The sequence below is a fragment of the Sphingobacterium sp. UBA5639 genome (assembly GCF_002421245.1).
Classification (GTDB): Bacteria; Bacteroidota; Bacteroidia; order Sphingobacteriales; family Sphingobacteriaceae; genus Sphingobacterium; species Sphingobacterium multivorum.
The window spans coordinates 60,068-66,835 of the sequence record NZ_DIJR01000003.1; the positions used below are offsets into that span (position 1 = coordinate 60,068).

Consider the following 6,768-nt stretch of genomic DNA (forward strand, 5'->3'; position numbering starts at 1 on the left):
TTACGGAAATCCGCTCCCCCATGGTTGAATCAGGAAAGATCGAAGTCATTTATCCCAATGGGGTCCGCATCAGTACAGATAGGGATCTATCATTAGTCGCTAAACTTATTCATATTTATTAGTGTTTGCGCTCGGATCATCACATCGTTTCTATCTTTTTAACGGTCATTGCGATATGAGAAAATCATTTGACGGGCTTTGTGGTTTGATCAGTTCGAACATGCAGCGCCAAGCTACCAGCGGAGAGGTGTTTGTATTTCTTAACCGTAGCCGTACGCATATGAAGCTACTGCATTGGGAAAAAGGTGGCTTCGTGCTGTATTATAAACGACTGGAGAGTGGAACCTTTTTACCACCTAACGTAAAAGATGGCGAGTTTTCCTGGAGTGACCTGGTACTCATGGTCGAAGGCATACAGGTGGTGAAAAGCATTCGCAAAAAGCGTTTTTTATTACCATAAAACCGGCTTTTCAGTTGCTATAACCCTGATTTATTCGTACATTTAGGGTATGGAAACAGCGCTGGAAAATCTCTCAAAAGAAGACCTTTTAAAGGTTATTTCCAGTCGTGACCAGAAGATAGATTACTTAGAATCGCAACTTGCGATGTACAAACGTATGCAGTTTGGACAGAAGCGCGAACGTTTCGAAGGCGATTCTAACCAGATTGCTCTTCCCTTTGAAGCAGAGCCTGCTGAAGTGGTACAGCAACAGGAAGAAACCAAAGAAAAGATTGAGTATGTACGTAAACGTCCCAACCATAAAGGACGGGCTAAACTTCCGGCACATCTTCCCGTAGAGGAAATCGAAATCCACCCAGAAGGCGATTTGTCGGAAATGGTATGCATCGGTAAAGAAATTACCGAAGAACTGGAATGCGAACCGGCAAAGTTCTATATCAAACGCTACATCCGCTATAAATATGCAGCTAAAAATGGAGACAGAGTATCCATCGCCGAGCTTCCTGAACGGGTAATCGATAAAGGAATCCCAGGAGCAAGTCTTCTTGCGATGATCCTGACCGGTAAGTATATGGATCACCTCCCTCTGTACCGTCAGAAGCAGATCTTCGCCAGGGAAAACATACAGATCCCAACCTCAACCATCGAAGGGTGGACCAAACAGGCATTGGAAAAATTGGAACCATTGTATGAACAACTCATTTTCGACACCAAATCTAAAGGGTATCTTCAGGTTGATGAAACACCAATAAAAGTATTGGATAGCGATAAAAAGGGCGCGGCCCATCAAGGCTACTATTGGGTCTATCATGCTCCGCTGGACGGAACCGTACTGTTTGATTATAGTCCCTCCCGTGGTGGCATCGCCGCTGTACCTATGCTTGGAAATTTCAAAGGATACCTCCAGACGGATGGGTACGCCGTGTACGAGAAGTACGGAAAAAAGAAAGAGGTGACACACCTAGCCTGTTGGGCGCATGCTCGTCGTGAGTTTGAAAAGGCATTGGATAATGACAAAAGAAGAGCTGAAAAAGCATTGCTATTGATCCAACAATTGTATATAACCGAAAGGAAAGCCAAAGAAGAAAACCTTTCTTCCCAGCAAATCAAAGAACTTAGACTAGCTGAATCACTGCCCGTAATCAACGAGTTGGGGAAATGGATCTTCGAAGAAATAAAGAATACCCTGCCCAAAAGCCAGATTGGGAAAGCGATGGCCTATGCGTATGCACGTTGGGATGCTTTATCAGCATATTTATACGATGGAAACTTTTTTATTGATAATAATCTCGTCGAGAATGCGATAAGACCTATAGCCCTGGGAAGGAAAAACTTTCTCTTTGCGGGGAGCCACGAAGCGGCGCAAAGGTCAGCTATGATCTATTCTTTTTTCGCCATATGTAAGAAACATGAAGTTAATCCTTTTCAATGGCTGAAATATACGTTACAAAATATCATGTCAATAAACCATAAGAATATCAAGGAGCTATATCCCCAGAACTATAAACAAATCATTGGGCAATCAAACATGTAGTTCGTAGGACGGACACTGTTGAACAATATTAGAGGAACCCTTTTTGAATACGTGGTCGGGCACCTACACGTTACCAAAGGAAGCAATATTGAAATCGGATGGGAAATCGTGGAGAAAGGAGGCAGACATGAAATGGACGTACAGGCCGTTTATGGCGATAAGGTAGTTATTTCAGAATGTAAGGGAACCAAATCACAAATTGAACTGGAGGATGTAGAAAAATGGATAACAAAGAAAATTCCTGCGTTTAAAAAATGGTTCTTAAGCCAAGAGATTTTCAAAAAAAAGGAACTTAAGTTTGAATATTGGTCAACTGCTGGATTTACCGACGATGCTCTTCAAAGAATGAAGGATTTTAAGAGTAGCTATACTAAACACGAAATTAATTTTTTTGGCCCTGACGAAATCCGCAAAGTGGCAAAGGAGATGAATAACAAAAAATTAAGGGAAGCTCTGGATAACTTTTTTTTGAAGACCAAAGTATAGAGTGTATACATGTACTCTACATCGATAATCTAGCTTATTTATTCAAAAGTGTAATCCGATTCCTTGTTCGTATAATTAACTCTCCCCAGCCAATCCCTATTGCCTGGCCGTTTGATAAGAGAATAGCTGACCGTCTCATCTTTCAGCTCATCCATAGATGTTACATAATGCTCATTGACAGTTTTGTGGTACCTTGGCTGGATTTTTATGGTGAGTTTTCCCTCGTCCTCAAAGTCTCTTGCAAGCAATCTCCAATGTACCGCTATTTCACATTCCTTCCCTATTTCGGGCTTTAAGTAAATGTCATCAGCAGTATAAGAATCACCCTGCACCAACGTTCTTTCTTCAGGTTTTACCCACAATGACCTGACCGTATTTCCGTATACACGAATATCCGTACTGAAATTTTCCGCTAAAATGGGATGTGATGGACTTTCTCGTCCGACTTTAATAAACTCTCCCTCGAAATCAAGTTCAAGTTTAAAATCCTGTATGACGGATTGACCAGTATTAATAATGCTCAATTTAAACCAAAAATTTTGGTGCCATTCAAAGCTGGTTTCGATGGACTTTAGCATTTCCCGATAGTACTCTTCGTCATATTTATTCACGAACTCCAGCTGTCTCGAAAGTGATGGAAAGGATGTCTCGAATAACCTAATATCAAGAACTCAAATATTTCAACCTGCTTCGATCTCACAAGCAGGTTTTTTTGTGCAAAGACACAATCAATCTTCAACCAACCAAGTCCCCTCATTATTGAACGCCGGACGAGGCAAACTCTCAGCCACAGGAACCCAATCCTACAATAAACCTAATCCCTCTCTATAACATTCCAACACATTTGCATCCACATCTACAGGATTCCCAGTCTTAAGCCTCAATATGCTCTTTGATACGTTTTCCCCGGGATACCCTTCCTATACCCCTCAAATAGAACAGTGGTATCCTGTTATGTCCTAAAGCAATATTCAAGCAAGCAATATGAAGATAATACCATAGATCTCCTACAAGGCAAACTCAAATACTAAGTAGGAAGCTATCACGAATGCAGCTATCTTCATAATAGGTCCATTAAAAAACCAAATTACAAAGTCTATTTCATTGTCAGAAGCATGTTTTTCTGTTAGTACATTATATGACCCTTTAAACAGAAAATAATATCAGACAAATCCATCATCTTCGAAAACGACCTTATTTTCTGTTCAGGTATTTCTAAGCATTATCACCGCAAGGGAACCCTTAAGCGATGTGCACGTTTTTGGAACGCTTTTACCCCGCCTTCTAAAATACCACAAACTTCATCACGGATATGAGCTTCTTCAAGTCCTCCGGAAATGTAAGATATTTTTGGCATACCGCTTGGCAGTCGCTCCCCAGTCCTAGCAATTATGATTTGATCGGCATCCGTGTTGATAACAAGATTTGCGTTATGAGTGACCATAATAACCTGACGTTTTTGCTTAGCAGCGATAAATAGTCCAACTAATTCATCGTAAATTGACTTGGGATCGAGATTTTCTTCTGGCTGGTCGATAATTAATGGTCTGTCATCCTCGTCGTCGAGAGCAAGATATAATAGCAATAATACAATGCCTCTCGTGCCAGGTGACAATTTTTTGATATCTACTCCGTCATAATCGACTCCATAAGTGATGTGAATATGATTGGTACTATAAAGCCATTTTGCAAACTGCATTGCCCATTCACGAAAATTGTCCTTATCAGTCCTTGCTACGGTAGCCAGATTCATAAGTGAGTTAACATGATCGTCCTGAAACTTTTTCATTGCAGCAAGAATCTCATCGACAGTGCCTTCCTTCCAAGCTGGTAATAATGATTCCTCAGCAAGGCTTTTCAGGGTACCCCTGCCTTTGAACGAACTTTCTTTACGCAAATCAAAAAGCCGTTCACCGTTTTCTGCCCAACTTTCAATATCGACTGTTCGCTTAATTGTAAAAGACATTTTATTAAGTGTACCAGCAGCTTCTGACAGCTTAGTCATTATAGGTAAATATAAATCTCTCAAAATAGCCTCTTCCTGCAAAAGCGATGAGAAAACGCGCCCGTAAGAAGCATTTCGTTCTATTTGAAGAGCAGCTACTCTTGTCTTAGCTCCTTCATAATCTACAAGCTTTTCTTTTAGGTTTGTTAAAGCTGCTTGTTCTTGTGCAATTTTTTGTGAAATAGCAGTAAATCGTTGTGCCGTATTCGAGTCCGCACTAACTAATGCAGTAAGACGACCTATTTCAGCTTCAAGAAGTGCTAAAGGCTGCCGTTGTAATTCTGCATCGTCAGCAATATATGCTGTGTCGGAAGTGTGGGGTGTTGGTATGACTCCTTTCCACGCTTGCGCATTTTTTTGCGCCATGTCGAGATTATCAGTAATGACTTTATCAACATCACCTTTAAAATCAGTAAGGAAAGGCTCCCATTCAGTTGGTTTAAGCCCAGCTTGATTGTGTTTCTGCTGCATACCCCGTAAATCCTCTGGAGCTATATTCAGTCGAATGTTTTTGACATCGTCGTGGACTCCAAGCAAAGCCTGTTCACGTTGGGAAAAATACCGGACATTATTGCGAACAGTGTCGGCTGCTGCAGCAAGATCACTTAGCCTTTGAACTCTTTGCTCGCTACCGGGAACCGTGATAAGTTTGCTTCGATCAGCAATATTTTGGTTAATAGTAAGCTCTTTTGCTGTGATATGGCTTTTTGTCTCATTAATTAGTTTTATCTTTTCAAATTCTTGTCCGATTCTATCGCATAATTCTTGCAGTGATATCTCTTCGCTATTTCTTGTGTATCTTGGGCGCGAAGCTCGCAGTTGTAATAACTCGTCGAAATCATTAGTACCTTCACGTTGATTAACGTCATGAGAACTAAAAATTATCCTTTCTAGCTCTTTCAATAATTTATCTGTGACACCATCTGAAGAGCAAAGATCATCCACAAATTGTTGAGAAAGATATCTTGCCATGGAATATTTATCGGGCATATTGTTTTGATGGAAAAGGGAGCGAACCTCACTACCTTGGTCGGCTCCCCAAGTTATGGAGACTGTTGCATCGTATAGTTCCGATTTGGCACGATCAAGGAAGGATCTGCTCTTTTCACCGCCAACATCGCTATCAGGAATTGCATCACATCCAGCAGCAATAATTTCAGCTAAAGCAGTTTTGCCAGATCCTCTTGCTCCTATTATTGCGACAAGTCCAGCATTTATATTTATCGAAGGAGTTTGACACCAAGCCGTATCATTAATTTGAACATTTTTAATTACTTTGGATGGGTTAGCTCCCAAAGGAGGGTTAGCACCAATAAACGCTCTGCCTTCAGGTTCAATGCATGCCTGCCTTAAACTGTCAAACTGCGCAACTCCTTTAATCCAAGTATATCTGTCACCTGTAGGTGCTCCAACATCTTCTGGCTTGTGAGCATCCGACCCGTGCATGCAAGGTTTTAAACACCTATATCTAGCTACAATCTCATCAGGTTTAAGAGCTCTTTTACCAAGCCAAAACTCCCGTTGAGCCGGGGCGCTTGCAAAGATAACGTCAGCTAATGTCTCTAATTCCTCACGAAGTGTTTTATCTGCTGGCGCACGCACGCCACCAGACCCATCGGATCCACCAGCAACTGCTATGATTATATTCCTTTTAGCCCAGTTACTTCGATTGTACTCAGCCTGTAACTCGCGTGTGGAAACCTTAAATTGTACTGAACCAATTTCTAAAGCTTTCCTGTCATCAACTATAGTTGGGTCAGTCTTTTTACCTAATTTAATTAGATCATTTTTTGTACAATGATAATTTTCCCCGTGGGCATAAAAAGTTAGTAAGGACAGAAACCGACTTAATTCCTCCAAATGATCAGCCTCATCCGGACAAACTAAAAGGTGAAGGTTTACAAACGATCCACTAAGGGTTGCAGTGTCCAATCGCATCTCCACATTGGGAAAGATCAGATCACAATTCGGTAGACGACCGGCTTGCTTGGCTTCTACAACTAGCTGATACACTTCTGTACTGTAATAATCAGTTATTCCGATAGCTCGTACGGTCGGGTTTAAATTCTCAAGGTCTGTTAAGTATTGATTAAAGGCGTTAGAACCTTTAAACTGATCGTTTAATACCGTGCCTGGCCCGTGAATATGCGGCTCCCACCTCAACCACTCAGCCCCTGAAGGCAATACATCTGCCTTTTCAGAAGCCTCGGACAGTGAAGAATTTACATCCGGAATTTGGATTCTGCTTGATTCTGCCATTTTTGTCTATAACGGAGGTCAATG

5 protein-coding genes are annotated in these 6,768 nt (G+C 41.3%); 3 read left to right on the forward strand and 2 right to left on the reverse strand.

Annotated elements, in window-relative coordinates; all coding sequences use genetic code 11:
* Positions 1-121 precede the first annotated feature (121 nt).
* The 3 genes from tnpB to B4Z90_RS03575 are packed head-to-tail and all read left to right on the forward strand — an operon-like array spanning position 122 to position 2,480.
* Positions 122-460, forward strand: coding sequence for an IS66 family insertion sequence element accessory protein TnpB (gene tnpB / locus B4Z90_RS03565; RefSeq protein WP_216629157.1), 339 nt, complete (start codon positions 122-124; stop codon positions 458-460).
* Positions 461-509: 49 nt separating this feature from the next.
* On the forward strand, positions 510-1,994 hold the full coding sequence (gene tnpC, locus B4Z90_RS03570) for an IS66 family transposase (RefSeq protein ID WP_286801430.1): 1,485 nt from the start codon (positions 510-512) through the stop codon (positions 1,992-1,994).
* A gap of 18 nt (positions 1,995-2,012) precedes the next feature.
* Positions 2,013-2,480, forward strand: a complete 468-nt coding sequence (locus B4Z90_RS03575) for a hypothetical protein (protein ID WP_286801431.1) — start codon at positions 2,013-2,015, stop codon at positions 2,478-2,480.
* 38 nt (positions 2,481-2,518) lie between these two features.
* Here B4Z90_RS03575 and B4Z90_RS03580 read toward each other — a convergent pair whose 3' ends face one another.
* Both B4Z90_RS03580 and B4Z90_RS03585 read right to left on the reverse strand, forming a co-directional pair.
* Positions 2,519-3,091 (reverse strand): hypothetical protein, encoded by a 573-nt coding sequence (locus tag B4Z90_RS03580; protein ID WP_286801432.1) that lies wholly within the window; start codon positions 3,089-3,091, stop codon positions 2,519-2,521.
* Positions 3,092-3,705: 614 nt separating this feature from the next.
* Complete coding sequence (locus B4Z90_RS03585; protein ID WP_286801433.1) at positions 3,706-6,744, reverse strand: TrlF family AAA-like ATPase; 3,039 nt, start codon at positions 6,742-6,744, stop codon at positions 3,706-3,708.
* Positions 6,745-6,768: the final 24 nt, after the last annotated feature.